Raw genomic sequence first — 25,574 nt, 5'->3', positions numbered from 1 at the left:
GCTCTGAGAAAATGCGCGCACTTTTATAGCGGATGCCGACATGACTGCCCTGAAGAACGACCGTTTCCTTCGTGCTTTGCTCAAGCAACCCGTAGACGTCACGCCGGTGTGGATGATGCGTCAGGCCGGCCGCTACCTGCCGGAATACCGCGCCAGCCGGGCAAGCGCCGGGGATTTCATGAGCCTGTGCAAGAACCCGCAGTTCGCCTGTGAAGTCACGCTGCAACCGCTGGATCGTTATCCGCTGGATGCCGCGATTCTGTTTTCCGACATCCTGACCATTCCCGATGCGATGGGCCTGGGCCTGTACTTCGAGACCGGCGAAGGCCCGCGTTTCAAGAAAACCGTCAGCACACTGGCGGACATCGAAGCGCTGCCGATCCCGGATGCACAGCAAGACCTGGGTTATGTGATGGACGCGGTCAGCACCATCCGCCGCGAACTCAACGGTCGTGTGCCACTGATCGGTTTTGCCGGCAGCCCGTGGACCCTGGCGACCTATATGGTCGAAGGCGGCTCGTCCAAGGACTTCCGCAAATCCAAGGCCATGCTCTACGACAACCCGCAAGCCATGCACCTGCTGCTCGACAAGCTGGCGCAGTCGGTGACCTCGTACCTGAACGGCCAGATTCTGGCCGGTGCCCAAGCGGTGCAGATCTTCGACAGTTGGGGCGGCAGCCTTTCTTCGGCGGCTTATCAGGAATTCTCGCTGGCGTACATGCGCAAGATCGTCAACGGCCTGATTCGTGAGAACGACGGGCGCAAAGTGCCGGTCATCGTCTTCACCAAAGGCGGCGGACTGTGGCTGGAAAGCATCGCTGAGATCGGTGCCGACACCCTCGGCCTGGACTGGACCTGCGACATCGGCGAAGCGCGTCAGCGTGTCGGCAACAAGGTTTCGCTACAAGGCAACATGGACCCGACCGTGCTCTACGCTCGCCCGGAAGCCATCCGCCAGGAAGTCGCGCGCATCCTCGCCAGCTACGGCAGCGGCACCGGCCACGTCTTCAACCTCGGCCACGGCATCACCCCCGAAGTCGACCCGGCCAATGCCGGTGCGTTCATCAACGCAGTACACGAGTTGTCGGCGCAGTATCACCAGTAACTGCCAGGCTAACGATGTGTTGAGAGATCAAGACGCATCGTTCCTTTCACGCTTGATCGCCGACGCCTGCGTCGGCGTTTTTGCACCCGAAAAGCCCTCCACCATTGACCCGCTGCGAGGCAGAAATCTGCCCTGACGCTCGCCCTGCGGTTTGCCCTCGGCATAGCTCAGTTGGCCGTTTACCCAGACGCCATCAATGCCTTCTGCTGCTCGCTGAGGATCTTTGAAGTCTGCTATGTCGCGCACGGTGTGCGGGTTGAACAACACCAGATCCGCCCAGTAGCCCTCGCGGATCAGGCCGCGCTCGTGCAGGGCAAAGCGCGCTGCCGAAAGCCCGGTCATTTTGTGGACGGCGGTGTGCAAGGCAAACAGTTTTTTGTCGCGGCTGAAGTGGCCGAGCACCCGTGGGAAAGCGCCCCACAAGCGCGGATGGGGGAACGGGTCTTCCGGAAGGCCATCGGAACCGATCATCGACAGCGGGTGGGACATGATGCGTTCGACATCGCCTTCATCCATGCCGTAATACACTGCGCCTGCAGGCTGCAACTTGCGGGCGGTGTCTTGTAATGACAGCCCCCAGCCAGCGGCAATATCCTGCAGGTCCCGGCCGCCCTGATCCGGGTGCGGCGTTGACCAGGTGATAGTGATACGGAACGCGTCAGTGACCTGTTTAAGGTCCAGCGTCGAAGAACTGGCTGCATAGGGGTAACAATCGCAGCCGACCGGATGGCCCTGCGCTGCGCTCTCCAGTGCTGCCAGCAGTTGCGGGCTACGGCCCCAGTTACCTGCGCCCGCGCATTTCAGGTGGGAAATGATCACTGGCGAGCGTGCATGGCGACCGATGTCGAATGCCTCCGCCATCGCCTCCAGCACCGGCTCGAATTCGCTGCGCAAGTGAGTGGTGTAGACCGCGCCGAACGCCGTCAGCTCTTCGGCCAGTTGTTTGACTTCGCCGGTTTCGGCCGAGAAGGCCGAGGCGTAGGCAAGGCCGGTCGACAAACCCAGCGCGCCGGCTTCGAGGCTGTCGCGCAACTGCTCGCGCATGGCGGCAATTTCCGCCGGGCTGGCGCTGCGCAACAAGTCATCCATGTGGTTGCTGCGCAATGCCGTGTGGCCAATCAGGGCGGCCACGTTCACCGCGGGCCGGGCGTTGTCCACCGCCGCACGGTAGTCGGCGAAACGTGGATAGACAAACGCCGCTGCGTCGCCGAGCAGGTTCATCGGGTCGGGCGGATTACCGCGCAGCGAGACCGGCGACGCGCTGATCCCGCAGTTGCCGACGATCACCGTCGTCACGCCCTGGCTGATTTTGGGCAGCATCTCGGGTTTGCGAATGACCACCGTGTCGTCGTGGGTGTGAACGTCGATAAACCCTGGAGCCAGCACGCGTCCCGCTGCATTGACCTCATCCCGCGCTCGGGCCTCGGTCAGGCTGCCGATGCGCTGAATGCGTCCGTCGCTGATCGCCACGTCGGCGCGCACTCCGGGCGTATCGCTGCCATCAATGACCAGCGCATCGCGAATGATCAAGTCGTAGAGCATGGTTCAGTCTCCCAGCGGCAGGCCGTCTTCGCCGCCGCGGTATTCATCCAGCGCAAGCTTGATTCGGCGCAGCCGCTCCTGATTGTCTTCAGGGCTCTGCAATGCCAGTTCAGTGGCCAGCACATCGATGGTCAGCAACATGCCGTAACGCGCTGCCGTGGGTTTATAGATGAAATTGGTTTCAGCAATTTGCAGCGGCAGTACCACCTCAGCCCGTTGCGCCAACGGTGAGTCAGGCAAGGTGATGGCCAGTACGCGAGTGCCATAGCTGCGCGCCAGCGTCACCGCATCGAGCAGTTCTGGCGTGCGCCCGCTGAGCGAACAGACAATCAGGCTGTGTTGCGGGCCGAGCGTGGCGGCAATCATGCGCATCATCACCGGGTCGCGGCAGGCGGCGACCGGGTAGCCGAGGCGCACCAGGCGGGTTTGCAGCTCCTCGCTGCACAGACTGGAGCAACCGCCCATGCCGAATGTATGAATCATGCTCGCGTCGGCGACACAGGCCACGGCTGCCGCAAAGCGCGATGCATCAAATCCTGCAAGGTGCTGACGCAACGTGGCTTCGATGTCGCCGACAATCCGGGTGAAGAACGCCGACTGCTCCGGAGCCTGTTCCGGGTTGAGAAAACGACTGCCCACCGCGCTGGCCTGAGCCAGTTGCAGACGCAAGTCGCGCAGATCACGGCAGCCGATGTTGCGGGCGAAGCGCGACAGCGTGGCACTGCTGACCTCGGCGCGGCTGGCCAGCTCGTCCAGGCTGGCGCTCGCGGCAAAGGCAATATCGCTGAGCAACAGTTTGGCGATCCGGCCTTCGCCCGCGCTGAATGAAGCCTGGCGGGCACGTATCTGATACAGAATGTCCACTCAGAGCACCTGCGCCAGGCCAAGCGTCAAGGCAAAGGCGACAACGGAAATCAGCGTCTCCAGTACCGTCCAGGTCTTGAATGTTTGCGCTACGGTCATGTTGAAGTATTCCTTGATAAGCCAGAAACCGCCGTCGTTGACGTGGGAAAAGATCACCGAGCCTGCGCCCGTCGCCAGCACCAGCAACTCGGGATGGGGGTAACCCAGGCCCATTGCCACAGGCGCAACGATCCCCGATGCGGTGGTCATCGCCACCGTCGCCGAGCCCGTCGCCACACGCATCAGTGCTGCGAACAGCCAGCCCATCAGCAAGGGCGACAGATGAAAGTCCTGCGCCAGACCGACGATCTGGTTGGTCACGCCGCTGTCGACCAGAATACGGTTCAAACCGCCACCGGCACCGACCAGTAAGGTGATACTGGCGGTAGGTGCCAGGCACTCATTGGTGAATTTCAGAATCGAGTCGCGATTGAATCCCTGAGCGATGCCCAGCGTCCAGAAGCTCAGCAAAGTGGCCAGCAGCAGAGCGATCACCGAGTTGCCGATGAACAACAGAAAGCCATTGAACGCGCTGCCCGGCGTGCTGATCAGGTTGGCCCAGCCGCCCAACAACATCAGCACCACCGGCAACAGGATGGTGGCCATGGTCAGGCCGAAGCTGGGCAGCTTTGCGCGGGGTTCCCGGTCGAGAAACTGCTTCGCCAGCGGGTTTTCAGCCGGCAAATGGATGCGCGGCACGATAAATTTGGCATACACGGGCCCGGCAATGATTGCTGTGGGTATGCCGATCAGAATGGCGTAAAACAGGGTCTGCCCCACCGACGCCTGATAAGCCTGAACGGCCAGCATCGCCGCAGGGTGCGGCGGCACCAGCGCGTGTACCACCGACAGACCGGCCACCATCGGCAGGCCGACCATCAGAATCGACACCCCGACACGACGCGCTACGGTAAACGCAATCGGCACCAGCAGCACAAAACCCACTTCAAAAAACAGCGGCAAGCCGACCAGGAACGCAATACAGACCATGGCCCAGTGCGCATTACGCTCACCAAAGCGGTCAATCAGCGTGCGCGCCACCTGCTCGGCCCCGCCGGACTCGGCCATCATCTTGCCAAGCATGGTGCCCAGCGCCACAACCAGCGCGATATGCCCCAGCGTTTTGCCAACCCCGGCCTCATAAGAGGCAACCACGCCACTGGCCGGCATCCCTGCAACCAGCGCCAGCCCGACCGAAACAAGCGTAATGACAATAAACGGATTGAGCCGATACCGCGCGATCAGCACGATCAAGGCAATGATTGCGACAGCGGCGTAGACCAACAGCGAAATACCGGGTGACGGCGACATAGCGACGGTTCCTTGCAGAGGCGACAGGCGAGGGCGCAACAGCAACGGCTCTGGCCGTCAGCTGGGAGGCAACCCGGGAGTACTCGGCAGGGGTGAGGCAATGAGAGAGTGCAGGGAGGTTTCAGGGCGATCACAGGCATTCATTGTTTTTATCTCTGTTTTCGTGATGAAAATAAATTACACGAAAACCAGATATAAACAAATATATGAAAATAAATTTCTTTTTGTGCTGTGCTGTGCTGTGCTGTGCAGGGTGGGGTCAGGAATGTGCGTCTGTCACGTCTCCCCGGCCCTGCTTTTCAGGAGCGGATGTCAGGACGCCAGCAACTGCTCCGCATAGCGTGCAACGACGTGGCCAAAGGCGACCTGCTTGCCGGCATCTCCTGAGCGCAAACTCTGCACCAGATGCGTCAACTCCGCCTCACTGGCGCTCAATATGAACTGGTCATCAAAAATGCCTGTGATCGCTTCCTGACGTCTTCTCGTCAGGTAGGCGATATCGAGTGCGAGTTTCTCGATCATCGTGGCGGCGGCAAGGTCTGCGGATTCAGTGTTTTGAATTTTTCCTGTCAGCAGATAGCGAAATCGCTGTTCGCAATCGTCTGCCAGTGGAGAAATGTGCAGCGTTTCATCGAACCAGTTGCTCTTGTAGCAGGCTGTTATGCAATTCGCGTTTTTGTGGGTTCTGTAAGGTTGGATAAGTGGGCATCCAGTCTTCATTTGCGCTGGCTTTCCATTCGGTAAATGACGCAGGCTCAGTTCCCTTGATGATGCGTCTCATCGTCCAATAAGCTCCTTGCGCTTGAGCAGTGCTTCGGCACCTGCGAACTCGGGTAGATCGGGGGCTTTTTTCTTTAGTGCATCAAGCTGCAGCCTGGCTTTTTCAAGTTCATTGTTTTCCAGCGTGCTGAACAGCTCATCAAGCAGCACTTCAATTTCGGGTTCGCGCTGCGGTACGCCCATGACTTCTTCCAAAATGGTGCTGGAGTCCAGGCCATAGGTTGCTCGCGGGTGAGAGCTGTCGCCATTCTTCAGCAGGATGACCTCGCCCGGTTGCAGGCTGCCAATCACTTGAGGCGAGTGGCTGGCGGCGATGAACTGGACGTTGGGGAATGCTTTTTTCAGTGCTGGAGCAATAGTGCGTTGCCAGCCGGGGTGAAGATGGATATCGAGTTCGTCGATGACGATGATCCCGTTTGTTTTGCTCAGGACATCCTTTCCCATGTGCGGGTTGAGCAGGCAGATACGTCGGGCTATATCGGCAAAGAGCGCGACCATTCCGCGTTGTCCGTCACTCAGGTCGTTGAAGGGGATTAATTTCTCTCCTAGATCGACAACCAAGCCTCGAAGCTCCATGTCGTACTCTATCCCCTTGGAATCGGGTAATGCACACTGGATTGCTGAATTTATCCAGGTCAGCTCATCGTCGAAACCCCCGTTATGGCGGGCCCGTGACATCCTTTGTAAGCGCTCCAGCGTTTTGCCTATGAGCCAGTTTTCAAAACTCTCTAAATTAGAGGCTGCGTCAAACCAGCCGGTGTAGGCGTTCAGTCTTGATGGTTTGCTTTGCGCTGCCTGCTCGGGGGTCACAGGAGATGCTAGCCAGCGTCGATTGGCTTTATAGAAAGCGAACACCGGTAAATCAGTCGGGAGAGTCGCATCCAGTATGCGTAGCTTCTCCTGAAGTTTTAGGCTTATAGGCACGCTGTAGCTAGGTATGGGGCTGTTACGCTCGAATGATACGTCCCATTCAGGGAAGTCAAATGCATCACCGTTGGCCGAAATTTTAATAGGGAAGTTGCGCTCAAAACGAAGTCTGTCCTCAAATTTCACAATAGTGAATCTGGCGTCAGTCTCCGTGATAAGAGAATGATTTGGTGAGTAACTTGTCTCCATCGTTTGCAGAAAGTTTCTGAAACAACAAGCCACCCCCAACAGCAGCGACGTCTTCCCACTCCCATTAACCCCCACCACCAGATTGAAACCCGGCTGGAAGTCAAAATGAGCATCTTCGTAACAACGAAAATTCTGCAGGTGGAGGTGGTCGAGGCGCATGTCGGTTTCCTTTACCAGAGCGGGCGGATGCGCCAGTGTACCTTGGCTCACCCGATGCGCCATCGCCCGATGTGTGACTAAACCCTCGCCCCCAACGGCTGCAACCTCGCCAACCTCAACGCCACGCCCAGCGCCATCAGTAACAGTGCCCCGATAAACAGCCCGATGCCGTTCCAGCCCGCGTAATGCCAGAACACGCCACCGCCGGTTCCGGCTACGCTTGAGCCTGCGTAATAGCAGAACAGGTACAGCGACGCAGCCTGACCTCTTGCCGTTGTGGCCCTGCGGCCTACCCAGCTGCTGGCCACTGAATGCGCGCCGAAGAAGCCGAAGGTGAAGATCAATACACCGGGGATAACCAAGGCCAGTGGTGTGAACAGCGTCATGATCAAGCCCGCCAGCATCATCACGATCACGGCCCAGAGCACTTTCCGACGACCCAGCCGGTCGGCCAGCGAGCCGATCTTCGCCGAACTGTAGATGCCCGACAGGTACACCACGGAAAACACGCCGACCACGGCCTGGCTGAGGTTGTAGGGCTCGCTCAACAAGCGGTAGGCGATGTAATTGAACAGTGTGACGAAGGCGCCCATCAGCAGAAAGCCAATCAGAAACAACAGCGGTAACCCTGCGTCTTTGAACTGCACCACAAAGCCGTCCAGCAGGCTGCGCGGGTGCAGCGAGCGGGGGCGGAAGTTGCGTGACTCCGGGAGGATTTTCCAGAACACCACAGCGGCGATCAGCGCCAGCCCGCCGACCACCAGCATTGCTGCGTGCCAGCTCACATAATCGATCATGACCCCGACAATCAGCCGCCCGCTCATTCCGCCGACCGCGCTGCCACCGATATACAGCCCCATCGCCAGACCCAGATGAGTGGGGTGTATTTCCTCGCTCAGGTAGGTCATCGCCACTGCCGCCAGCCCGCTCAGCGACAGGCCCACCAGTGCCCGTGTGATGAGCACGCCTTCCCAACTGGGCATCAACGCGCTGGCGATGGTGAACAGCGACGCGCAGAACAGCGCCATGACCATCACCGACTTGCGCCCGAGCCGGTCGGATATCGGCCCGGTGATTAGCAGGCCGATGGCGAGCATCGCTGTGGCAACTGACAGAATCAGGCTGCTCTGGGCGGCCGAGAGGGAGAACTCGGTGGACAGCGTCGGCATCATCGGCTGGACGCAATACAGCAGTGTGAACGTCGAGAACCCACCCGCGAACAGCGCCAACGCGGTGCGTTTGAACAGCGGCGTGTTCTTTTCGATGTAGCTGTCGCCAGACGGTTTAGCGGACGTATTCAGGTCGGTGGTGGGCGGGGCGACGGCAGGATTCAAGGGAGACCTCGGAGCACGGTTGGGCTGGCATTGAAAAAATCATATAGCCCGTCAATCATTCCATCCAATATATTGTTCGACCTGTTTGATAGGTAAAACGTCTTAATGGAGGCCGCATGGAATTGCGCCATCTGCGTTACTTCATCGCAGTTGCCGAAGAGCTGCATTTCGGCCGTGCAGCACTGGCGCTGGGCATTTCTCAGCCGCCACTCAGCCAGCAGATTCAGGCGCTGGAGCAGGAACTGGGTACGCGTCTGTTCGAGCGCACCAACCGGCGCGTTGAGTTGAGCGAATCCGGGCGGCTGTTTCTTGATGAGGCGCGTCTGGTGTTGGCCCAGGTTGATAAAGCCACTGATGTCGCCCGACGCGCGCAACTGGGTGAAATCGGTGAGCTGAAGATCGGCTTTACATCGTCTGCGCCGTTCACTTCCAGCATTCCGCAGGCGATCTTTGCGTTCCGCCAGGCCTACCCCGACGTGCACCTGACCCTGACCGAAATCACCAGCCAGGAAGTGGCCGCAGGGCTTGAAGACAAGACCATACAGGTCGGCATCATGCGCCCGCTGGCGTTGCCTGATTCACTGGTGGTGTTTGAATTGCTGAACGAACCGCTGGTAGCCATCATGCGTGCCGACCATCCGCTGGCGGCCAGCACCGAGGACGGAATCTACATGGCAGCGCTGGCCGCCGAGCCCTTTGTGTTCTTTCCACGCACCTATGGCAGTGGCATCTACGCACAGGTCCTGAGCCTGGCCCGCGCCGCAGGGTTCAGCCCGTTGATCACTCAGGAAGCAGGGGAAGTGATGACCATCATCGGCCTGGTCGCAGCCGGCTTGGGCGTGACGGTGTTGCCTGCGTCCTACCGCCGAATGCGCATTGACAGCGTGGTCTACCGCAACGTCCTCGACCCCGGCGCGACCAGCGCGGTGTGGCTGGTGCAGCGCAAGGACGAACAGTCACCTATGGCCAAGGCGTTTACCGAACTCTTGACGCGGAGCGTCGCACGGTAGTGCGGTTATCGTGCCTCACGCCCCGGAGATTGAGGTCTTAACCCCAACGCTTGAAGATCAGGGAGGTATTCACCCCGCCAAAGGCAAAGTTGTTGTTCATCACGTATTCATTGCTCATCTGCCGGGGTTCGCCGAGGATGTAGTCCAGTTCGCCGCAGTGTGGGTCTACATCGACCAGGTTCAGCGTGTGGATGTAGCGATCACTGTTGAGCATTTCGATGCTGAACCACGACTCCAGTGCGCCGCAGGCACCCAATGTGTGACCAAGAAAACTTTTTTGTGAGCTGAGCGGCATGCGTGGGCCGAACAGGCTGCTGGTGGCGAGGGTTTCGGCGATGTCGCCTTGTTCCGTAGCCGTGCCGTGGCCGTTGACGTAGCCGATGGCTTCGGGAGGCAAACCGGCGTCTTCCAGCGCCAGTTCCATCGCGCGGCGCATGGTGGCCTGTTCCGGGCGAGTGCTGTGCGCGCCGTCGGCGTTGCTGCCAAAGCCGACGATCTCGGCATAGATGTGCGCGCCACGCGCCTGGGCGTGTTCAAGTTCTTCGAGCACCAGCATGCCGCCGCCTTCGCCGATCACCAGCCCGTCGCGTCCGCTGTCGTAGGGCCGTGGCGTGGTGTGCGGTGAGTCGTTTTTCAGGCTGGTTGCATACAGAGCATCAAAGACCATCGCTTCGGTCGGGCACAGTTCTTCGGCGCCGCCCGCGAGCATCAGCGGCAGACGCCCGAACTTGATCGCCTCGTAGGCGTATCCGATACCCTGACTGCCACTGGTGCAAGCGCTGGACGTCGGGATCAAGCGTCCGGTCAGGCCGAAGAAGATACTGAGGTTAGCCGCCGTCGTGTGCGGCATCATCCGCACGTACGAGTTGGCGTTGAGGTTCAGCGCCACCGAGTTGATCAGCATGTTGCCGAACGCCTTGATCTCGTCGGTACTGCCGGTGGACGAGCCGCAGGCAGTGCCCATGCGGCCGTCACGAATGATCGGATCATTCAGCAGCCCGGCGTCGATCAGCGCCTGTTCTCCAGCCCCGACCGCCAGCCGCGATACACGGCCCATGCTGCGCAATTGCTTGCGCGTCCAGTGCGCGGGCACGGCGAAATCATCGATGGGCCCCGCAAGCCGGGTGTTCAGCTCGATGAAACGGTCCCACTCGTCCATCCGCCGAATACCACTACGGTTTGCCGTGAAGCTCGCATTGATGGTGGCCCAGTCGCTGCCCACCGAGGTAATGCCGGACATGCCGGTAACCACCACACGCTTCATCAGCACAACCCTCCATTGACGGCCAGCACCTGACGGGTGATGTAGCTGGCTTCCGCCGACATCAGGAAATTCACTGCGCCTGCAACTTCTTCGGGAGTGCCCATGCGCTGCGCCGGGATCATTTTCATCAGTTCATCTACGGGAACGTTCTCGTCGAGCATCGCGGTGTCGATCAGCCCTGGCGCTACGCAATTGACGGTGATCTTGCGTTTGCCCAGTTCGATGGCCAGCGCTTTGGCTGCACCGATCAGGCCCGCTTTGGACGCGCTGTAGTTCACCTGGCCGCGGTTGCCGATCAGGCCTGAAACCGAAGTGATACAGACGATACGCCCCGCCGCGCGACGACGGATCATCGGCATGGTCAGCGGGTGCAGCACGTTGTAGAAGCCATCAAGGTTGGTGCGCAGCACCTGATCCCAGTCGTCGTCGCTCAGTGCCGGAAATGCGCCGTCGCGGGTCAGGCCGGCATTGAGCACCACGCCGTAATACGCGCCGTGGGTTTCTACGTCATCTTCCAGAATCGCCTTGCAGGCGACGCGGTCCGAGACGTCGAATTGCAGCACCCGCGCCTGACGGCCCAGCGCGATGATTTCGGCTTGCACCGCTTCTGCTTCGCTGCGACCGGTGCGGCAGTGCAGGACCAGGTCGTAGCCAGCGCGGGCCAGACGCAAGGCAATGGCGCGGCCGATGCCACGGCTGGAGCCGGTGACCAGTATCGATTCAGTCATGCCGGGGCTCCTTCAGCCAGGTAGTCAGCAGTGTTGGGTGGGCAATATACATTGAGGCGGGCAAACGCTGTGATGTCCGGGCCGGTGAGGGTGCATTCGAACACACCCATACCGCTGTCGTCCTGCAGGGAGCGGATGGCATGAATGTGCAGTTCGCTGCCAGCCGGGAAGCGCGCCACGTTGCAGTCGAACTTGCGGCTGCCGAGCAAAAAGCCCAGCTTGACCGCTTCGCCCTTGCTGCGCGCCTGACAGCCTGCGTAGGCCGCCACGCTTTGCGCCATCAGCTCGATGCCGAGCCAGGCGGGCAGGCTGCCGTCCGGCTGGTTGAACAGACCATCGGCGCGCACGGTCAGGCGGGTGTTGATCTGCTCTTCGTCGAAATTCAGCACCTGATCGATGAGGATCATGTCGCCAGCATGGGGGATGAGTTCGGCGAGCTGCCACTCGATCATGGGGCATCTCCGATAATCAGGCTGATGTTGTTGCCACCGAAAGCAAAGGAATTGCTCATCATGTAGCGCGTGTCGGCAGCGGCCAGGCGTGCGCCCGGCACGGTCCAGTGCAGCGCGGGTAACAGCGGGTCGGCGGCGCCATCCCACACCTGCGGGGGCAGGGCGTGTTCAGTGTTTTGCGGCACCAGACTCAGCCAGCAAAAGGCGATTTCCAGCGCCCCTGCCGCGCCCAGCGTGTGGCCGCTGAGTGATTTGGTCGAGGAGCAGGGCACGCCCTCCGGGAACACCGCCTGTACCGCCAGGCTTTCCATGGCATCGTTGAGTTGCGTCGCGGTGCCGTGCAGGTTCAGGTAGCTGATCTGCGCAGCCTCAAGTCGGGCGTTGCTCAAGGCTTGCAGCATGGCATCCCGCGCACCGCGCCCGCTGGGTTCAGGGGCGGAGATATGGTGAGCGTCGCAATTGGCACCTGCGCCCAGCAGCGCAATCGAGTGCGTGCTGCCAGCCTCGCGGGTCATGAGAAACAGCGCCGCCGCCTCGCCAATGTTGATCCCGTTGCGATTGAGGGAAAACGGGTTGCACAGCTGTGGCGACATGGCTTCAAGTGCCGAGAAACCGTTCAGGGTCAGTTTGCACAGGCTGTCGACGCCGCCGCACAGCACCGCATCGCACAGGCCCATGTCCAGCGCCCGGCGCGCACTGAGCAGCGCCCGCGCGCTGGAGGTGCAGGCGGTTGAAATCACATAGGCCGGACCGCTCAATTGCAGCCAGGTGGCCAGAAAGTTAGCGGGTGCACCGAGTTCCTGCTGCCGATAGTCGTAATCGGCGGGGAAGGTCTGGTCGCGTAGCCAACTGGCCATGCTGCTGCTCGCTTCATCGATGCCCGACGTACTGGTGCCGATGATCACGCCAATGCGCCCGGCACCGTATTGCTCGATAGCCTGACCAATCTCGTCTTTGATTTGTAGGGCCGCGGCCAGCAGCAATTGATTATTGCGGCTGTGCTGCGAACGCATGGCAGGCGGCATGGCGGGCAGTGCACCCTTGACCGCGCCCACCGGCAATGCCCGCTCCGGCACCCAGCCGCTTTCGACCACCATGCCCGAGCTGTCGCCTGCGAACAGCCTGCGCGCGACTTCTTCGCGGCTGTCACCCAGCGCGCAGATCACGCCCAGCGCATTGAGGTAGGCGGTCATTGCGCGCGCTCGTCGTTCAGCGGTGTGACCTGGTAGCTCAGCCCGTCCTTGAGACGAATGGTGAAGGCGTTCGCCGATTGATACTCAACCAGCCAGCGATCATCCAGGCGGCGTTGCATACCCTGGCGGTAAGCGCTGGGATAGCGGCCATGCATTTCCATGTCCGGAGTCATGGCGAACATCAGCGCCGCAAACAGCTCGCGGGCTTCAGGGTTGGGCGGCAGCAGGCCGTCGGCTTGCCATTGCCCGTTGATCAGCAACTGGCGGGCCTGAGGAATGCCCAGCGGGTCCATCATCGACCAGCGCAGCCCGGCGTTTTCTCGCTGAATGACCAGCATCCAGTCCTGACGCTGATCGGTTTGCCGACGTTCGATGTGCAGTTGCATCGGCAAGTTCAGGGTCGGTGCAGTGGTCGGCAGCGGTGCCTGCGCAGCGCAGCCGCCGAGCAGCAGAAAAACCACGAACAATAGGCGAATCATGAGGCGTCACCTCGCAGCGGCTTGCGGGCCACGACATTGACCAGGGTTTCTTCGCGCTGGCCGAATGGCTTGGGCTTTTGCAGCTTCAAGGCTTCGAGCAGGCCGAAGTCTCTGGCGCGGCTCCACCACAGATAAGGGTAGGAAACATTGCCGGCATCGAACTCGAAACCTTGCTCGCGGATCATCTGCAGATAGTCGGCGGCGCTCTTCTGTACGTGCATCGGGTGGCGGAACAGCCAGCGGATTACCCACGTGTCGATGTAGGCCTCGGTGGACTCGGCAAACAGCAGATAGCCGCCCGGTTTGAGCACCCGGTAGAACTCGGCGAGCGCCTGTTGCTGCTCGACCAGATGATGAAAGGTCTGGTGACAGAACAGCACATCGACGCTGGCGTCCGGCAGGTGCAGGGCTGCGCAATCGCTGCCGATCAACTCGACATCGATGCCGCGGGCCTGCGCTTCGAGGCGACTCATTTCAAGGCTGTCCGGGTCTGCATCGACGCCGATCAGTTTCGACGGGGAAAAAACCTTGCTCAGGTGCTGGAACGACTTGCCCTGCCCGCAACCTGCATCCAGCAGCACGGGTGCCGTCGGTGGCGGGCTGGCGAACAGGCTGCGTAAATCGTTTATAGCAACGCGCAACACCCGGTATTGCCAGATGTGGCTGCGCAGAAACCACAGACCAAAGCGGGTTTCCTCGACGTAGCTGTCACTCATAAACGGACGACTCATGAGCCGCCGTCCGCACAGATTTCCGACAGCATGCGCAGGCGGCGTTTTGGCTCGCTGACGAACGGGTTGCGCTCGTCCCAGGCATAACCGGCCAGAATCGCACTGATCATACGGCGAATATCCGGGGTGCTTTCGGGGTAGAAAATCACGCTCTGGAACGTGCCGTTGTACCAGCCTTCGACGTAGGCCCGAAAGGTATCGACGCCGCGTTTCAAGGGGATGGCGAACTCGGTTTCCCAGTCCACGTTTTCGCCCTGCAACTGTCGGTTCAGCACGCCGGCGGCCATGCTCGCCGAGCGCATGGCGATGGTCACGCCCGAGGAGAATACCGGGTCGAGAAACTCCGCCGCATTACCCAGCAGCGCAAAGCCCTTGCCGTGCAGGGTTTTGACGTTCGCCGAGTAGCCACCGATGGTCCGCGCAGGCGTGTCCCAGACTGCATTTTTCAGCACGCTGGCCAACTGCGGCGTTTCATCGATAAAGGCGCGCAGGCAGGCGTCCAGATCGTCGGGCTTGCCTTTGAAGCGCTCGGCCGAGGCCACGACGCCCACTGAGCAGCGGCCCTCGCTGAACGGGATCGACCAGAACCATACGTCGCTGTGCTGCGGATGGATGCTGACGAGGATCTTCTGGCGGTCGAAAGGCGGGCTTTCGATGCGGTCTTCGATGTGCGTAAACACCGCCTGACGCAGCGGAAAGCCTGAGGGCGCTTCCAGGTCCAGCAAGCGCGGCAGCACGCGGCCGTAACCGCTGGCGTCCAGCACAAAGGTCGCATGCACGCTGTATTCGCTGCCGTCTTCGCGCCTTACCTGCAAAACCGGCTGCGGGCCGTCGAAGTCGGCACTGATGATTTCCTGCTGATAGCGGATATCCACGCCCTGCAACTCGGCCTGATCGGCCAGCAGTTTGTCGAACTCGCTGCGCTGCACCTGAAACGTGGTGGTTTTGCCGTTGCTGAACGTGTCGCCAAAGTCGAAATCGCTGTACTGCTCGCCGCGTGCAAACGCTGCACCGTTCTTGCGCTGAAAGCCGGCGGCGTTCACCGCATCGAGCATCCCCGCTTCTTCGACGAAGTCCAGGCAGTGGCAGAGCAGGCTTTCGCCGATCGAGAAGCGCGGGAACAGTTGGCGCTCGATGATCAGCACGTCGTGGCCCTGGCGTTTGAGCAAGGCAGCAGCGATTGACCCGGCAGGGCCGGCACCGATGACGACGACCTGACGAATTTCCCTATCAGTGATGGGCACAGGTATTCCTTTCCGGTTTGGCGGTTGCAAGGGAGGGCTGCACGGTAACGCGACCCATGCCGGTGAGTGCCGGCAACAGCGTCGCGAGCAGGCCCATCAGCATCAGGGCGAAATACAGCGCCGGGCTGATGAGTTGCTGTTGCAGCAGCAGATTGAGGAAAACGATTTCGCTCAAGCCACGAATATTCAGCAGCACGCTTTCACGCCAGCGGCTGGCCCCGGCGAACGACGGCGGGGCCCAGCGTAGGCCAATCCAGTTGCCGAGCAGCTTGCTGACAATCGGCAGCACGATCAGCACGGCCAGTTGCAGTGCGCTGAGTTCGCCGAGGGCGCTGTGTACGTTGATCTGCACGATGCCGAAGGTCAGCAGCAGCGGGATGGCCAGGCGGTTTTGCACAAAGCCCCGCTGTGCGGCGCTCAGCGGCGGCACCCAGGCCTGGCCGAGGCGCGCCATGCACAGCAGATACCCAATACCGAAAATCAGCGCGTTGAGCCGGTAATGCTCAGCGACCATCAGCAGAATGAAAAACGTCAGGCTGTAAAGCAGCGGCTGGCGCAAACGCAGCAAGCTGAACAGCAGCGGCACGCAGGCACCCAGCAAGGGTAACAACAGGCTGCTCAGGTGCAGGCTGCCCTGAGCGATGGCGAACAGGCTCCAGCAGGTCAGGTCGATAAGAATCGCGGTCTGCACGAGGCGGCGAGTGGCGGCAGGCGGGTAATCGATGTGCTGCAGATACAGGTAAAGCACCGGGATCGCGGTGATGGCGAACACTAGCCCGATGGCCAGCGAACTGATCCACGCTTGCTCCGGCAGCAGCCATGCGGCACAGGCCAGCCCGCTCAGAAATGGCACCAGAAAGCTCGGCACGGCGATTTTCAGGCTTTGGCGGTCAAGTCTCAGGTCGATCACATCGCTGAGAATCTGCCCCAGCACGATGGCAAACGCCAGGCCGTACAGGCTTTTCAGCCAGACGGGAGACACCAGTTGCGCGCCGCTGAGTTGCCAGTGGGGTTCTATCCAGAACAGCATCAGCAGCGGCAAACCGAAGGTTGCCAGCAGCAGTTGGCTGACGATAGGGATCAGGCCCAATTGCCGACCTGCCCAAGTGGCCAGCGCGAACAAGGCCAGCGCCATCAGCCAGAACGCCACCACCATCATGCGTGCGGCTCCCCGGAGTTGACCTGCGTGCGAGCAGTTTTTCGCGGGCTTGCCCACGGTGCCAGCAGAAAACTGAAGGCCAGCCCCAGGCTGACCGACAGGCCGAAATTGCTGATCGCTGGCGTGCCGGAAATGGCCAGCAACCCGAACGATAGCCAAGTGGTGACCGCCGCCAGCAGGGTGCCCAGCAGGCTGACCGCCGCACCGCCGATCTGCTCGCGCATCAGAATCGCGTAATCGACACTGATCGCCGTGACCAGCAGCAGGCCGAACAGGCTGAACAGGGTCAGTGGCTGGCCGAGCCAACCCAGGCTGGCAAGGCTGCACAAGGCGGCGAGCAAGGGCAGGGCGACGACGCGTAACGCGCCGTTGAAGCCGAACGGTGCGATCAGCAGCAGAACGATCAGCACGCACGAGGCTAGCTTCAATTCGGCTGCGCTGATTTGTGTGTGGGCGAACACATCGTTGAGTTCACCCAGGCGGTCCACCAGTTGCACACCTTCCAGGCCGATGGCTTGCACACGCAGCAACGCCATGCTGTTCAGGCCGCGCAGGCTGACGATGCTGGCTACCTGAGCGTCGCCTTCGGCATCTTCGCTGGCGCCCAGCCAGAGCGTGCGCCACGGTTCGCTGAGCGGGCCTTGAAGCGCCTGATCAATGTCTTGCGTCGGCAGTGCCTGCAATTGAGCGAGTTCGGTTTTCAAGGCGCTGGCCGGAACGCCGAGCTGCACCAGTGGTGTCCAGTATTGCGCCAATTTGCCCAGTGCATCACGGGTCGCCTGTTGTTCGGCTGGCGAATCGAGCAGCTGATTGATCGCCATGTAGCCTTGCAGCTTGTCCATGCTGACCAATTGATCGAGACGCTGGGTCAGCGCCGACTGGCGGTCGAGCAACTGCTGTTGGTCTTTGCCGCGCACCAGAAAAAACTGGCTGGTGGGCTGATAGCCGGTAATTCGCGCGATGGCTTGTGCTTCGTCGGTCAGCGCCTGAGGTGCCGAGACCCATTGGCGAATATCGTTCTTGGTGGTCAGGTGCCAGAGCCCGCCGCCACAGAAGGCCAGCAGCAGCGCGAGCAGGATCGGCGTGTTGATGCGCTGCAACAATGCGGCGCGGCAATCGAGCATCTGTTGCGCCAGTTTCAGCGGCCATTGCGCGGGACGAATTTCTACCCTGGCGAGCAATGCAGGCAACAGGCAGACGGCTGTCAGGTACGCACCGATCAGCCCCGCTGCCGAGAACACGGCAATTTGCGTCAGTGCCGGGAACGGCGTCCAGGCCAGGGCGAGATAGCCAATGCAACTGGTGATCAGGCTCAGGCTCAGCCCCGGCAGGGTCAGGCGCAGGGCGGGCCAGCTGCGCCAGGGCTTCATGCTCCAGCTTTTCGACAGGTAATGCAGCGGGTAATCCACCGCCACGCCGATCAGGCTGGAACCCAGCACCAGCGTCATGACGTGCATGCTGGCAAACAGCGCCACGCAGGCCACCGCACCAAACAGCATGCCGACCACCACCGGGACAAAGGCCAGCAATACACTCCAGCGCCGGAAGGCCAGCAACAGCAGCAATAGAATGCCAACCGTTGCGCCACCGCCCACCCAGGTGATCTCGCGACTGGCCTGTTTCTGGCCGTCTGCGGCGTACAACAGGCCGCTGGCTGCCAGCAACTGACCACCCGCCTGAGCGGCCTGCCCCCGCGCTTTTGCCAGCAGGTCGGCGACCTGACCGGGCAAGCGCATGTCGAACGCATCGCTGCGGGTTCGCGAGCGCAGCAGCACCCAGCTTTTGCCTTCGGCGGTCGCAATCAGCGCGCCGCTGGCCAGGTCCGCCTCGACCGAGCCCTGTTTCGGCAGCCCGTTCTGAATACGTCCGGTCAGGCCCAGCCAGTCATCCTGGCCCGGCACCAGGCTGAAACCGGCAAACGGGTCGAACAGGGTTTGCACGCGCTGCTCGATGAAGGCCTTCGGGTCGTCGATCAGCAGCGTGCGGTCCACAGCTGGCAACATCGCGATTCGGCCTTGCAGCAACTGGGTGCGCAGCGCGGGCAGATCGGCCTGCAGCGACCACTGGACCTTTTCGAACGGGCCACTGGCCTGCCATTGCTCGGCCAGCGTGCGCGCCAGCTCGACGGCTTGCTGGCGATCAGCGTGACCGACCAGCACCAGCATTTCGCGATTAAGCGGCGCCTGCATGCGCTTTTCGGCACTCGTTACCAGCGCGTCATTGTCAGTGCCCGGCACCAGCTCCATGAGGTTGGCCGACAACGGCGAGCGGTCGTGCCACTGCCAGCCGGCCAGCGCCAGTACGCCCGCCAGAATCAGCAGGAACAGCCTCGGCAGCAGCCGCTCAGTTGTTGAAGTCATTACGCTGCGCATCGGTCAGGGTAGGGGCGCTGTTGCTGTCGATCATTTTCAGGACCGTGCTGTCGCCCTGGGTTTCCAGCAGTTCAATGCGCTGGACCAGCTCGCCGCCATCGATGTTGATCTGCCTGAACACCTGTTGCAGCAACAGCGAGCGCGGTGTCAGCGTGAGGTGCCAGGCGTTCGCTTCGCCCTTGAGCTGCAAGTCGAAATCCCGTTGCAGGCCGCTGCTGTCGCCTTGCAGCACGGCCAGAAACAAGCGGTTCTGCTCGGCGCCGGCATTTTTGTTTGGCACCGGTTTCCAGGTACTGACATCGCCGACGGTTTCGCGACGGGCAATGCCGGTGGCGTTGATGCGGTAATCCTGTTTCAGCGGTGTTTCCAGCAGCCAGAGCAGCCCGAAATCCTTGGCGAGCACGAAGCGGCCTTTGCTCAGCAGCGGCTGCGGCAGGGCGCGCAGGTGTTTTTCCTGAATGAAACGGCCTTGCACCACCGCAGGTTTGGCCAGTTGGTCGCTCAGTTGTTGCAGATCGAAAGCCTGCGCCAGTGAAGACAGGCACAGCAAACCCAGCAGCATCAAGGCTCGGCACAGACGGTTCATGGCAACGCTCTCTTTACGGCATCGATAAAGACCTGGGGCGAGGCCAGCTGCATTTCGTGGCTGTCGCGGTCAACTGCGACCTGCACGGTGCTGGCACGGGTCAGGCGCTCGCCGGTGTCGGCGTCGGTGATCAGATAGTTGATTTTCAAGCGGTTCTCCCACTCCACCAGACTGGCGCGCACGTTAAGCTTCTGGCCGAACACGGCACTGCGCACATAGCGCAATTGCAGGTCGATCACCGGCCAACCATAACCGGATTCGAGCATTTGCATGTAGTTATGGCCAATGTGGTCGAGCAGCGCGCAACGCGCCACTTCCAGGTATTTGACGTAATGCCCGTGCCAGACGATGTTCATCATGTCGACGTCGAAAAACGGCACCACGATTTCAGTGTTCAGGTGCAGAAAACCCTTACTGCGCATGCAACCTCCAGCGGCGGTTGGCGATGTGTTTCAGGCACAGACGCAGTTCGCTTTCCAGTGCACGGTCTTCGATGACCGGAGCAAAGTCTTCGCCCAGTTCTGCGTGCATGCTGGCCAGCGCCGGTGGCAGCGGGCGCGCATCGGCGCCCTTGCTGCGCAGCCAGACACCCTGATTGGCGGCGATCAGCGTGGCCGCGGCGACCTGTTCGGTCAGCTCCAGCACACGAATGGCGTCACGCGCAGCGATTGTGCCCATGCTTACCTTGTCCTGATTGTGGCATTCGGTGGAACGTGAGAACACACTGGCCGGCATGGTGTTTTTCAGCGCTTCGGCGGTCCACGCGCTGGTGCCGATCTGCACTGCCTTGAAGCCATGATTGAGCATCGCCCGCTCGGCGCTGGCACCCGACAGGTTGCTCGGCAAGCCGTGGTTGTAGCGCTCGTCCACCAACAGCGCCAGTTGCCGGTCGAGCAAGTCCGCGACGTTGGCCACCAGGGTTTTCAGGCTGTCCATTGCAAAGGCGATATGCCCGCCGTAAAAATGCCCGCCGTGCAACACGCGCTCGGCTTCGGCATCGATAATAGGGTTGTCATTGGCGCTGTTCAGCTCGATCTCGATGAACGAACGCAGCCAGTTCAGGCTGTCGGCCAGCACGCCCAGCACATGCGGTGCGCAACGCAGCGAATAGCGATCCTGCAAACGGTGCAGCGGAGCGGTTGGCGCGTCGATGGCCAGGTCCTGACGCAGCCACGCCGCCACTTGCATCTGGCCCGGGTGCGGCTTGGCGGCGAACAGGCGCTCGTCGAAGTGCTCCGGATTGCCTTGCAGCGCCACCACATTCATCGCGGTGATGCGGGTGGCCAGTTGCAGCAGGTAATCGGCGCGGGCGAAGGCCAGGCAGGCGATGCCGGTCATGACAGCGGTGCCGTTCATCAGCGCCAGTGCTTCCTTGGGGCGCAGCACCAGCGGCGTCCAGCCCAGTTCGCGATGCACATCGCTGGCCAAACGGCGCTCGCCACGGAACATCACCTCGCGCTCACCGGACAGGGTCGCGGCCACGTACGACAGTGGCGTCAGATCACCGCTGGCACCCACCGAGCCTTCTTCCGGGATCAACGGCAGCACGTCCTGATGGATAAATGCCTGCAAACGCTCGAGCAGTTCGACCCGCACCCCGGAAACGCCCTGACACAACGACTGCAAGCGCGCCGCCAACACTGCGCGGGTGGCCTGGGCGTCGAGCAGTTTGCCCAGCCCGCAACCGTGAAACGTGTACAGATAACGCGGTAGCGCCTCGACATGCTCCAGCGGCACCGCCACCACGCAGGAATCCCCGTAACCGGTGGTGACGCCGTAGATCACGCCTTCCTTGCTCAGCAACGAATCGAGAAACTGCGCGCCCCTGGCGATGCGTGCGCGAAATTCATCGTCGCCTTGCAGCGCGCTCGGTGCCTGACGATTGGCCAGGGCCAGCACGTCTTCGATACACAGGGCGCGTTCGCCGAACATGATCGGGTCAGGAACTTGATTCGTCATCGGACTTCCAGAATGGGTAGAAATTGAACCACTGCTGTGGCGCTTCAAGGCAGTAATGACCCAGGCGCTCGGCATAGCGCGTGGCCCAGTGGGCGATCACCTGAGTGCGGTCGCTGCGACGCCATTCGATGGCGTCGGCGAACGGTTCGAGAATCACCCGATAGCCCTTCGGGCCCTTGAGGCAGAAAAACAGATTGACCGGGCACTTGAGCAGACCGGCCAGCAGCCACGGGCCTTGCGGGAACGTCGCGGGCTGGCCGAGAAAGTCGACCCGCACGTTGCGCCCGCCATGCAGCGCAACGCGGTCGCCAGCAATGGCCAGCCACTCGCCTTCGTCCAGACGCTGACTCAGTTGCAGCATGATCGCCGGGTCCAGCTCGCTGACCTGAATCAGCCGCAGGTTGGTTGCCCCGGCTTCACCGAGCAGGCGATTGAAGCGTTCGGCATGCTTGGTGTGTACCAGCACGTTCATGGTGATCTTCTCGCCGAGTTCGGCCAGCGCGCGGCACACCTCAAGGTTGCCCAAGTGCGCGCCCACCAGCATCTGCCCGCGTGCGCCACGCAGGCTCTGGCGCAGCAATGCCGGGTCGATGATCTCGATCTGCTCGATGCCCAGCCTGCCGTTCCACACGTCGAGTTTGTCGAGCAGCGCCTCGGCAAATGCCATGAACTGGCCGAACACCCGCCGTTGGCTTGGGCGCAGCTCAGGCCGGGCGCTCCAGTCCGCCAGGCGCTGCTGGTATTCCCAAATGCTGTGCCGGGCACGACGGCCGAACACAAAGAAATACAGCACGATGCCATACAGCACAGGGGTGAGCAGGCGACGGCCGAGCACGCGCATGCCCCAGGCAGTGAGCTTCATGAGCATGAAGCTGCCGCGCTCCTGGTGGCTGGCCCAATGCTCCCTGGGCGATTTGTCGATGCTCATGAGCGCCACCGTCGCCAGAGGATCAGCGGCAGGCGCATCAGCATGCCAAAGAACAGTTTGGCGTGCATGGTCGAGATCAGCGCGTTGTCGTGAAACAGGCGGAAATGCGACAGGCCGTCCTGTGGATAATGAACGCGGGTCGGCAGCCAGCGCATCGCCTGACCGCGCCACGCCAGGCGCACGAGGATCTCCGAATCAAAATCCATGCGCTTGCCGATCCGCACCGCGTCGATCAGCACGAGCACCGGCGCCAGCGGGTACAGGCGAAAGCCGCACATCGAGTCGCGAATCTGCAATGACAGGGTGTTGATCCATACCCACACGTGAGTGAGATAGCGGGCGTACAGGCGGCCTTTCGGCACGCTTTCGTCGTACTGCGGATAGCCGCAGATCAGCGCTTCGGGGTACTGACGCGACTGCTCCAGAAACACCGGAATATCGCTCAGGTCATGCTGGCCGTCGGCATCGACCTGCAAGGCATGACTGAACCCCAGCCGCGCTGCCTCCCTGAACCCGGCCATGACCGCGCCGCCCTTGCCTTGGTTGACCGGCAGGCACACCAGATAGATTTCGTCGCCTTGGGCGAGCTGTCGCAGCACGGCGGCGCAGGCCGGGCTGCTGGCGTCGTCCACCAACACGCAGGGCAGCCCGGCGGCGCGCACGGCCTTGACGACGTCGGGCACGGCCAGCTCGTGGTCGAACACCGGAATGATCACGCAAGGCTTATGCATGCGCACCTTCCAGCACAACCCGACCGCTGGAGCACGGTGCGTTTTCGCTGTTGTGAAAGGCGAAATGCAGCTTGGCGCGTGTAGCATCGAAGCGCAGGGTCAGTTTCAGTCGGTCACCGGGGCGCACCAATTGCTGAAATTTGAGCACTTCCATGCCGGCAAAATCGGGTGGCAGGTCGAGCAATTGTTGGCCCAAATTGATTGCCCATTGCACCTGAAGCACGCCGGGCAAGACCGGTGCCTTGGGGAAGTGGCCGCTGAAAAAAGCCAGGTCGGGCGGGACCATCAGGTTCAGGTGCCACTCGCCATCAACCATTTGTTGGTCGAGTACTTCCGGCTGTTTGGGGCGTGGCGCCATGAGCAGTGCCTGAACGTCCGTCTGCGCCAGTTTGCCCTGGGTATTGAGGGGCATTTGCCGCAATAGACGCCAGCGGCGCGGCAGGGCGATGGTTTCGCAATGCGGTCGCAGATGCTCGCGTAAGGCTTCGGTGAGTGCGCGACGGCCCTGATTACGCAGGGCCAGCAAGCCGCTGTCGCTCAGCACCAGCAGAGCGCCGAGTGACGCACGATTTTCCTGCACCACACCCAGGCGCGCTTCGCTGACCCAGCCATGGCTGGCAAGCGCTTGCTCGATCAGCGGCAATGACACGCGCTTTTCTTCCAGTTTGACGATACGGTCCAGCCTGCCCAGCAGCTCGAATCGCCCGTCATCGCCAATCAGCACGGCATCGGCGGTTTGCTCGACATGGCCGGATGGCAGGTAAGGCGAACGGATGCGCAACGCACCTTCGCTGTCCTGACTCAGTTCGATGCCGTCGAAAGCCTGCCAGCGCTGTTCGCCCTGACGCCAGGCGATACCACCGGTTTCCGAGCTGCCGAGAATTTCCGTTGGCCATTGTCCCAGACGCTGATGCAGGCTTTGCGCAGCCTCGCCAGGCAGGGCGCCACCGGATGAAAACACCCGGCGCACGCTGCTCAGGCTGTTCCAGTCGAGGTTGTCGCCCATGCGCTTGAGCAGTGCCGGGCTGGCGACCCAGGCAAAGGACGGGTATTGGCGGCTGGCCCGTTGCAGGTCTTCGGCAAATGGCAACTGGCGACGCACGAACGGGCGCGCCGCGCACAGCGGCCATAGCAGTCGGAACAGCAAGCCATAAATGTGCTGGGTCGCGACGCTGCCGATCATGCACGCCGAGCCAAGCTGCGCGCCCCACAGCTGCTCCAGCCCGCAGACTTCGTTGGCCAGTTGGCGCAGACGCTTTTCAATCAGTTTGGGTTCGCCGCTGGAACCCGAGGTGCACAGGCTCAACCGGCACTGGTCGAGGTCCAGCGTGGCCGCTGCGAGAGGCGCAGCCTGTAAATCGCTCAGTTGAGCGTCGCCCGGCAGGTCGGTCAGCCACAGATCGACCTGGCTCGCCCAGCGCTCGCGGGTCTGGCCCTGCAAATCGGCGGGCAACAACACATGCACGCCCGCGCGCCAGGCACCGAACAGCGCGACTGCCAGCTCGGCGGCATCTTCAAGGTGCAGCGCAAGGTTTTTGATACCACGGGCTTGCAGCCCTGCCGCCACGCTTAACGACTGCTCACAAAATTGCGCGTGATCCAGCGCAGGGGTCTGGGTCAGCAGCCGGTCGGGCAGGGCGTCGAGCAGCAGGTCTTGCAGATTCAACCAGTTCATGCGATCCATTTCACTTGCCGTCCGTAGCGGGTGGGCGAGCTATCCATTCAGCAGCGAACAGCAGCCCCATCAATCCATAGGAAATCAGGCCGGTGTACAGCGCCCACCACGACAACGGTGCCCACAGCGTAAGCATCGCTGCAGTCAGGCCATTGGCCAGAAAGAACAGGCACCAGATCTGTGTGACTTTGCGGGTGTAGCAGATGCCGGATTCGGGCAGTTGCGGGCGGGTGATGCGCGCCATTCTTTCCACGATCGGCGGACCGTAGATCAGGCTCGAGCCAAACAGACCGAGCATGAACGTGCTGACCAGCACCGGGTACCAGCGCAGCATCAAATGGCTGTCGAGCACACCGAGCACCACGCAAAAGGCCAGGGCCACACTCGCCATCGCCAGGCTGCCGGGTTTGCGTTCGCCGGTCAGCGCACGCGCCGCCCACAGGCTGCCAAGCAGCAGCGCGAACTGCCACGGGGCGAAGTGCTCGGTGCCCCAGTAGACGGCAAACGGATACAGCACACCGGCCAGTACCAGAATCAGGCCAATCAGCCGCTTCATTCGGCTGCGTTGACCAGGCGGTAGACGGCCTCGACCACGTCGTCGACGGTTCTGACCGACTTGAATTCTTCTGCAGCAATCTTTTTGCCGGTCTTGCGTTTGATGTGGTCGATCAGGTCCACGGCATCGATGCTGTCGATTTCCAGGTCCTGATACAGGTTGGCGTCCAGCGTGACCCTTTCAGGCTCCAGTTCGAACAGTTCCACCATCGCGGCGCGGAGGATTTCGAAGATGTCTTCACGGGTTTGCATGTTCAA

General features: G+C 61.5%; 24 protein-coding genes and 1 pseudogene. 2 read left to right on the top strand and 23 right to left on the bottom strand.

The features are described from left to right. Positions 1–40: 40 nt before the first annotated feature. Positions 41–1,105 carry a uroporphyrinogen decarboxylase gene (gene hemE / locus QRN38_RS14245; RefSeq protein WP_005765484.1) on the top strand — a complete coding sequence of 355 codons (1,065 nt, stop codon included), beginning with the start codon at positions 41–43 and terminating at the stop codon, positions 1,103–1,105. A gap of 27 nt (positions 1,106–1,132) precedes the next feature. Here hemE and QRN38_RS14240 read toward each other — a convergent pair whose 3' ends face one another. From QRN38_RS14240 to QRN38_RS14215, 6 genes and pseudogenes are all read right to left on the bottom strand, one after another. Then, the gene (locus tag QRN38_RS14240; RefSeq protein ID WP_011105323.1) at positions 1,133–2,647 is read right to left on the bottom strand and encodes an N-acyl-D-amino-acid deacylase family protein; all 1,515 of its coding nucleotides are present in this window, start codon (positions 2,645–2,647) and stop codon (positions 1,133–1,135) included. Positions 2,648–2,650: 3 nt separating this feature from the next. Then, a complete protein-coding gene (locus QRN38_RS14235) occupies positions 2,651–3,511 on the bottom strand; it encodes a MurR/RpiR family transcriptional regulator (protein ID WP_007245604.1) in 861 nt (286 codons plus the stop codon). Then, positions 3,512–4,861, bottom strand: coding sequence for a GntP family permease (locus tag QRN38_RS14230; RefSeq protein ID WP_005739583.1), 1,350 nt, complete (start codon positions 4,859–4,861; stop codon positions 3,512–3,514). Between the two features lie 312 nt (positions 4,862–5,173). Next, positions 5,174–5,642: pseudogene (locus QRN38_RS14225) on the bottom strand (HNH endonuclease family protein). Then, complete coding sequence (locus QRN38_RS14220; RefSeq protein WP_057418330.1) at positions 5,639–6,916, bottom strand: AAA family ATPase; 1,278 nt, start codon at positions 6,914–6,916, stop codon at positions 5,639–5,641. The pseudogene QRN38_RS14225 and the gene QRN38_RS14220 overlap by 4 nt, the downstream one beginning before the upstream one ends. A gap of 77 nt (positions 6,917–6,993) precedes the next feature. Next, positions 6,994–8,250 carry an MFS transporter gene (locus tag QRN38_RS14215; protein ID WP_011105319.1) on the bottom strand — a complete coding sequence of 419 codons (1,257 nt, stop codon included), beginning with the start codon at positions 8,248–8,250 and terminating at the stop codon, positions 6,994–6,996. Between the two features lie 116 nt (positions 8,251–8,366). Here QRN38_RS14215 and QRN38_RS14210 point away from each other — a divergent pair, with 116 nt between their 5' ends. Beyond that, on the top strand, positions 8,367–9,260 hold the full coding sequence (locus QRN38_RS14210; protein WP_005765469.1) for a LysR family transcriptional regulator: 894 nt from the start codon (positions 8,367–8,369) through the stop codon (positions 9,258–9,260). Positions 9,261–9,297: 37 nt separating this feature from the next. Here the strand turns inward: QRN38_RS14210 and QRN38_RS14205 are convergent, their stop codons facing one another. From QRN38_RS14205 to QRN38_RS14125, 17 genes are read right to left on the bottom strand one after another with little or no spacing between them, the layout of a single operon-like run. Beyond that, the gene (locus QRN38_RS14205; RefSeq protein WP_057418331.1) at positions 9,298–10,524 is read right to left on the bottom strand and encodes a beta-ketoacyl-ACP synthase; all 1,227 of its coding nucleotides are present in this window, start codon (positions 10,522–10,524) and stop codon (positions 9,298–9,300) included. Further along, complete coding sequence (fabG, locus tag QRN38_RS14200; RefSeq protein WP_005765466.1) at positions 10,524–11,252, bottom strand: 3-oxoacyl-ACP reductase FabG; 729 nt, start codon at positions 11,250–11,252, stop codon at positions 10,524–10,526. Before fabG ends, QRN38_RS14205 begins: the two co-directional genes overlap by 1 nt. After that, positions 11,249–11,704 (bottom strand): hotdog family protein, encoded by a 456-nt coding sequence (locus QRN38_RS14195; protein ID WP_057418332.1) that lies wholly within the window; start codon positions 11,702–11,704, stop codon positions 11,249–11,251. Before QRN38_RS14195 ends, fabG begins: the two co-directional genes overlap by 4 nt. Then, positions 11,701–12,897: a beta-ketoacyl-[acyl-carrier-protein] synthase family protein gene (locus QRN38_RS14190; protein WP_057418333.1), complete on the bottom strand. Its 1,197-nt coding sequence runs from the start codon at positions 12,895–12,897 to the stop codon at positions 11,701–11,703. Before QRN38_RS14190 ends, QRN38_RS14195 begins: the two co-directional genes overlap by 4 nt. After that, positions 12,894–13,376: a lipoprotein gene (locus QRN38_RS14185; RefSeq protein ID WP_005765461.1), complete on the bottom strand. Its 483-nt coding sequence runs from the start codon at positions 13,374–13,376 to the stop codon at positions 12,894–12,896. Before QRN38_RS14185 ends, QRN38_RS14190 begins: the two co-directional genes overlap by 4 nt. Continuing rightward, positions 13,373–14,107, bottom strand: coding sequence for a class I SAM-dependent methyltransferase (locus tag QRN38_RS14180; RefSeq protein WP_057418334.1), 735 nt, complete (start codon positions 14,105–14,107; stop codon positions 13,373–13,375). The genes QRN38_RS14185 and QRN38_RS14180 overlap by 4 nt, the downstream gene beginning before the upstream one ends. Then, entirely contained in the window at positions 14,104–15,351 is a 1,248-nt protein-coding gene (locus QRN38_RS14175) for an NAD(P)/FAD-dependent oxidoreductase (protein ID WP_005765457.1), read from the bottom strand. Before QRN38_RS14175 ends, QRN38_RS14180 begins: the two co-directional genes overlap by 4 nt. Continuing rightward, positions 15,338–16,510: a membrane protein gene (locus QRN38_RS14170; protein ID WP_010212054.1), complete on the bottom strand. Its 1,173-nt coding sequence runs from the start codon at positions 16,508–16,510 to the stop codon at positions 15,338–15,340. The genes QRN38_RS14175 and QRN38_RS14170 overlap by 14 nt, the downstream gene beginning before the upstream one ends. Next, positions 16,507–18,870 (bottom strand): MMPL family transporter, encoded by a 2,364-nt coding sequence (locus QRN38_RS14165; RefSeq protein ID WP_057418335.1) that lies wholly within the window; start codon positions 18,868–18,870, stop codon positions 16,507–16,509. The genes QRN38_RS14170 and QRN38_RS14165 overlap by 4 nt, the downstream gene beginning before the upstream one ends. Then, complete coding sequence (locus tag QRN38_RS14160; protein WP_005765451.1) at positions 18,854–19,468, bottom strand: outer membrane lipoprotein carrier protein LolA; 615 nt, start codon at positions 19,466–19,468, stop codon at positions 18,854–18,856. The genes QRN38_RS14165 and QRN38_RS14160 overlap by 17 nt, the downstream gene beginning before the upstream one ends. Beyond that, positions 19,465–19,890 carry an acyl-CoA thioesterase gene (locus tag QRN38_RS14155; RefSeq protein WP_057418336.1) on the bottom strand — a complete coding sequence of 142 codons (426 nt, stop codon included), beginning with the start codon at positions 19,888–19,890 and terminating at the stop codon, positions 19,465–19,467. Before QRN38_RS14155 ends, QRN38_RS14160 begins: the two co-directional genes overlap by 4 nt. After that, on the bottom strand, positions 19,880–21,427 hold the full coding sequence (locus QRN38_RS14150; RefSeq protein WP_057418337.1) for an HAL/PAL/TAL family ammonia-lyase: 1,548 nt from the start codon (positions 21,425–21,427) through the stop codon (positions 19,880–19,882). Before QRN38_RS14150 ends, QRN38_RS14155 begins: the two co-directional genes overlap by 11 nt. After that, complete coding sequence (locus QRN38_RS14145; protein ID WP_057418338.1) at positions 21,408–22,355, bottom strand: lysophospholipid acyltransferase family protein; 948 nt, start codon at positions 22,353–22,355, stop codon at positions 21,408–21,410. Before QRN38_RS14145 ends, QRN38_RS14150 begins: the two co-directional genes overlap by 20 nt. Continuing rightward, positions 22,352–23,086 (bottom strand): glycosyltransferase family 2 protein, encoded by a 735-nt coding sequence (locus QRN38_RS14140; protein WP_007245621.1) that lies wholly within the window; start codon positions 23,084–23,086, stop codon positions 22,352–22,354. Before QRN38_RS14140 ends, QRN38_RS14145 begins: the two co-directional genes overlap by 4 nt. After that, entirely contained in the window at positions 23,079–24,761 is a 1,683-nt protein-coding gene (locus QRN38_RS14135) for an acyl-CoA synthetase family protein (protein ID WP_024667051.1), read from the bottom strand. The genes QRN38_RS14140 and QRN38_RS14135 overlap by 8 nt, the downstream gene beginning before the upstream one ends. A 10-nt stretch (positions 24,762–24,771) precedes the next feature. Continuing rightward, complete coding sequence (locus QRN38_RS14130) at positions 24,772–25,317, bottom strand: COG4648 family protein (RefSeq protein WP_057418339.1); 546 nt, start codon at positions 25,315–25,317, stop codon at positions 24,772–24,774. Next, positions 25,314–25,568 carry an acyl carrier protein gene (locus tag QRN38_RS14125; RefSeq protein WP_005765439.1) on the bottom strand — a complete coding sequence of 85 codons (255 nt, stop codon included), beginning with the start codon at positions 25,566–25,568 and terminating at the stop codon, positions 25,314–25,316. Before QRN38_RS14125 ends, QRN38_RS14130 begins: the two co-directional genes overlap by 4 nt. Positions 25,569–25,574 lie beyond the last annotated feature (6 nt).

Source organism: Pseudomonas sp. CFBP2511 (assembly GCF_030209255.1).
GTDB classification, from domain to species: domain Bacteria; phylum Pseudomonadota; class Gammaproteobacteria; order Pseudomonadales; family Pseudomonadaceae; genus Aquipseudomonas; species Aquipseudomonas avellanae.
The sequence above is the reverse complement of the archived record's forward strand: the minus strand, read 5'-3'. Positions and strand labels throughout refer to the sequence as shown.

What these genes read in the sequence shown, in the direction of transcription:
- hemE (WP_005765484.1), top strand. Translation starts at nt 41, where the DNA reads ATGACTGCCCTGAAGAACGACCGTTTCCTTCGTGCTTTGCTCAAGCAA.
- QRN38_RS14240 (WP_011105323.1), bottom strand. Translation starts at nt 2,647, where the DNA reads ATGCTCTACGACTTGATCATTCGCGATGCGCTGGTCATTGATGGCAGC.
- QRN38_RS14230 (WP_005739583.1), bottom strand. Translation starts at nt 4,861, where the DNA reads ATGTCGCCGTCACCCGGTATTTCGCTGTTGGTCTACGCCGCTGTCGCA.
- QRN38_RS14220 (WP_057418330.1), bottom strand. Translation starts at nt 6,916, where the DNA reads ATGCGCCTCGACCACCTCCACCTGCAGAATTTTCGTTGTTACGAAGAT.
- QRN38_RS14210 (WP_005765469.1), top strand. Translation starts at nt 8,367, where the DNA reads ATGGAATTGCGCCATCTGCGTTACTTCATCGCAGTTGCCGAAGAGCTG.
- QRN38_RS14205 (WP_057418331.1), bottom strand. Translation starts at nt 10,524, where the DNA reads ATGAAGCGTGTGGTGGTTACCGGCATGTCCGGCATTACCTCGGTGGGC.
- fabG (WP_005765466.1), bottom strand. Translation starts at nt 11,252, where the DNA reads ATGACTGAATCGATACTGGTCACCGGCTCCAGCCGTGGCATCGGCCGC.
- QRN38_RS14195 (WP_057418332.1), bottom strand. Translation starts at nt 11,704, where the DNA reads ATGATCGAGTGGCAGCTCGCCGAACTCATCCCCCATGCTGGCGACATG.
- QRN38_RS14190 (WP_057418333.1), bottom strand. Translation starts at nt 12,897, where the DNA reads ATGACCGCCTACCTCAATGCGCTGGGCGTGATCTGCGCGCTGGGTGAC.
- QRN38_RS14185 (WP_005765461.1), bottom strand. Translation starts at nt 13,376, where the DNA reads ATGATTCGCCTATTGTTCGTGGTTTTTCTGCTGCTCGGCGGCTGCGCT.
- QRN38_RS14180 (WP_057418334.1), bottom strand. Translation starts at nt 14,107, where the DNA reads ATGAGTCGTCCGTTTATGAGTGACAGCTACGTCGAGGAAACCCGCTTT.
- QRN38_RS14170 (WP_010212054.1), bottom strand. Translation starts at nt 16,510, where the DNA reads ATGATGGTGGTGGCGTTCTGGCTGATGGCGCTGGCCTTGTTCGCGCTG.
- QRN38_RS14165 (WP_057418335.1), bottom strand. Translation starts at nt 18,870, where the DNA reads ATGACTTCAACAACTGAGCGGCTGCTGCCGAGGCTGTTCCTGCTGATT.
- QRN38_RS14160 (WP_005765451.1), bottom strand. Translation starts at nt 19,468, where the DNA reads ATGAACCGTCTGTGCCGAGCCTTGATGCTGCTGGGTTTGCTGTGCCTG.
- QRN38_RS14155 (WP_057418336.1), bottom strand. Translation starts at nt 19,890, where the DNA reads ATGCGCAGTAAGGGTTTTCTGCACCTGAACACTGAAATCGTGGTGCCG.
- QRN38_RS14150 (WP_057418337.1), bottom strand. Translation starts at nt 21,427, where the DNA reads ATGACGAATCAAGTTCCTGACCCGATCATGTTCGGCGAACGCGCCCTG.
- QRN38_RS14145 (WP_057418338.1), bottom strand. Translation starts at nt 22,355, where the DNA reads ATGAGCATCGACAAATCGCCCAGGGAGCATTGGGCCAGCCACCAGGAG.
- QRN38_RS14140 (WP_007245621.1), bottom strand. Translation starts at nt 23,086, where the DNA reads ATGCATAAGCCTTGCGTGATCATTCCGGTGTTCGACCACGAGCTGGCC.
- QRN38_RS14135 (WP_024667051.1), bottom strand. Translation starts at nt 24,761, where the DNA reads ATGAACTGGTTGAATCTGCAAGACCTGCTGCTCGACGCCCTGCCCGAC.
- QRN38_RS14130 (WP_057418339.1), bottom strand. Translation starts at nt 25,317, where the DNA reads ATGAAGCGGCTGATTGGCCTGATTCTGGTACTGGCCGGTGTGCTGTAT.
- QRN38_RS14125 (WP_005765439.1), bottom strand. Translation starts at nt 25,568, where the DNA reads ATGCAAACCCGTGAAGACATCTTCGAAATCCTCCGCGCCGCGATGGTG.